General features: G+C 68.0%; 1 protein-coding gene. It reads right to left on the bottom strand.

From position 1 onward, the window contains the following. Positions 1 to 36: 36 nt before the first annotated feature. Positions 37 to 2,658 (bottom strand): ATP-binding protein, encoded by a 2,622-nt coding sequence (locus ACLP9N_RS25480; protein WP_442409983.1) that lies wholly within the window; start codon positions 2,656 to 2,658, stop codon positions 37 to 39. Positions 2,659 to 2,660: the final 2 nt, after the last annotated feature.

Raw genomic sequence — 2,660 nt, 5'->3', positions numbered from 1 at the left:
GCGCCGCTCTCGCGTTGGACACGCGACTCGCGCAACTCAACCTGGGTGTTCGAGTTCCGTTCGGGCCTGGTCGATTTGGTCGTATGCGTAGGTCGCCATTTCGGCGGTGGTCATCGTTTCGCCCTTGTGGGCGAGCGATTCGTAGGTCGCCTCGCCGAGGACGTCGCGTAGGTGGGTGATCGCGGTGGTGATTTCGGGGAACGCCGTTGCGGCGATGGGACTGAGGGCGAAGCCGGCGATGGTGGCCGCCGGTTCATGGCGTCCGAGCCGGTCGAAAAGAACGGCGAGGACGGCCAGCGGAATGCGGATCGAGGTGGTGTTGCCCGCATTGTGGTAGCCGCGGATCGCCAGATTGAGGTGATCGAACGCCGCCAGCGGGTCGCCGTGTTCGGCCTCAAATCGTGCCAGCAACGGCGCCAGGATTGACGCGTAGGTGCGGTTGCCGCTGTCTTGAGCGATCACCAGACCCCGGCCGAGGGCGTTAAGCGCCCCGACGGGATCCGCTTCACGAAAAGCCGAACCGTAGGCACCGAGCGCCCACGCGAGCCAACCCGGGCTGCCTGTTGCCTCCGCAGCCTCGATGAGGCCATCCGCGGAATCCATCGCCTCCCCACCGCAACCGGCCACTGAAAGGGCGTAAACCAGCCATGACCGGATGTGGACGTGGGTGTCGCGGCGGCGTGCGAGCTGGGCGCGGCACAACTCGGCCAACCGCTCGGGCTGCCCGATGGCTAGGTATACAAGTCCAAGCCCGGCTTCGGTGCCGCCCGGCAGCGCCTCGCGGCTCCTGCCGAGAACGATCTGGGCGGCGTCGCTGTAGCCGACAGCCGCCTCGATCCGTCCGGTCGCGTAGCACAGCGAGGCAATCACATACAGGAACGCCAGCCGCGGATGGTCGGCGGCGCGGGCGGGCTCGATCAGCTCTTCAGCCCAGGCGATCGGCTCATTATTTTCGACCATTACGCCGAGCAACCCCGCATAGCTGGCGATGGTGGCGGCGACATCCAGATCGCCCTGGTCGGCGGCCCACCGAAACGCGGTGCGCAGATTGGCCAGCTCGACAGTGAACCAGTCGTAGGCCTCACGCTGGCGGGGGCTGTCCCACAGGGCCAGGATGTCGGCTTCGCGTCCGGCGAAGTAGCGCGCGTGGGCGGCCCGAATCTCGGACGCGTCGCCGCGGGCCACGAGTTGTTCCTCGGCGAACTGACGGATCGTCTCCAGCATCGCAAACCGGGTCCGCCCCGCCGACCGGTCGGCCACCAGCAGCGACTTGCGCACCAGGGCGTCGAGCAGATCCAGGGTGGCGAAGTCGTCTGGGGCGTCTGGGAATCCCGCTACCGCGCAGGCGCTGTGCAGATCGAATCCACCGGCGAACACCGAACACCGATCCAGCAACGCCTTCTCCGCGTCATCGAGCAGGTCATAGGACCACGCCACCGCGTGGCGCAAGGTGTGGTGGCGTTCCAGACCGCGCCGCGACCCGACCAGCAGTCGGAACCGCTGATCGAGACGATCGCGCACCTCGCCCGCGGTCATCGACGCCATCCGCGAGGCCGCCAACTCGATGGCCAACGGGATCCCGTCGAGGCGACCGCAGATCTCCACCACCGCGCCCGCCTCGTCAGGTGTGGCCACCGAGAATCGGGAGGCAACGCTTCGGGCACGTTCAACAAACAGTTCCACCGCGGCAGAGTCGATGCCCGCGCCGACGTCCAGCGAGGGCACCAGCCACAGTTGCTCGTCGGCGATTCCGACTCCTTCGCGGCTGGTGGCCAAGACCCTCACCGTCCCTGAGTGCGCCAGGATGGCCTCGATCAGATCGGCGGCGGCGTCGCGCACGTGTTCGCAGTTGTCGAACACCAACAGCCGCACCCTGCCCTCCAGCGCAGCGGCCACGGACTCGCTTACGCTCTTGCCCGGCTGCTGGGTGATACCCAGCACCGCGGCCACCGCGTCGGGCACCGCCGCCGGATCGGCGACTGCGGCCAGCTCGAAAAACCACACCCCGTCCGGGAATTCGTCGGCGAGATGCGTTGCGACTTCCAGCGCCAGGCGCGTCTTGCCGACCCCGCCCACCCCGGTCAACGTCATCAACCGATGAGCCTTCACCGCGGCTTGCACCTCGGCGACCTCCGACTCGCGCCCGATGAAACTCGTCGTCGCAGCCCGCAGGTTCCCCGGACTCGCATCCAGCGCCCGCAACGCAGGAAAGTCCGTGCGCAGGCCCGCCGCTCGGACCTGAAATACCCCGACCGCGGTGGGCAGATCCCGCAACCGCCGCGGCCCCAAATCCACCAGATCAACTCGGGTCAGCAGACCCGCTGTCGACTCGGCCACCAGGACCTGACCGCCATGCCCGGCGGCCATCACCCGCGCTGCACGGTTCAGCACCGCACCGAAGTAGTCACCCCCGCGGAGTTCTGCTTCGCCGGTCGCAATCCCCATCCGCACCGGCAACTCCAGCGCCCGCTGAGCACCCACCGCCGCATCCACCGCAGATGTTGGTGACGCGAACGCGGCGCAGACGCCGTCGCCGGTGTGTTTGAACAACCAGCCGCCCTGCGCCTCGATCGCCGTGCACAACACGTCGTCATGGGCGGCCAGCGCCACCCGCATCGCGTCCGCGTCGGTCTCCCACCGACGGGTCGAACCCTCAATAT

This window comes from Mycobacterium sp. (genome assembly GCF_052144515.1).
In the GTDB taxonomy this organism is placed as follows: domain Bacteria; phylum Actinomycetota; class Actinomycetes; order Mycobacteriales; family Mycobacteriaceae; genus Mycobacterium.
The sequence above is the reverse complement of the archived record's forward strand: the minus strand, read 5'-3'. Positions and strand labels throughout refer to the sequence as shown.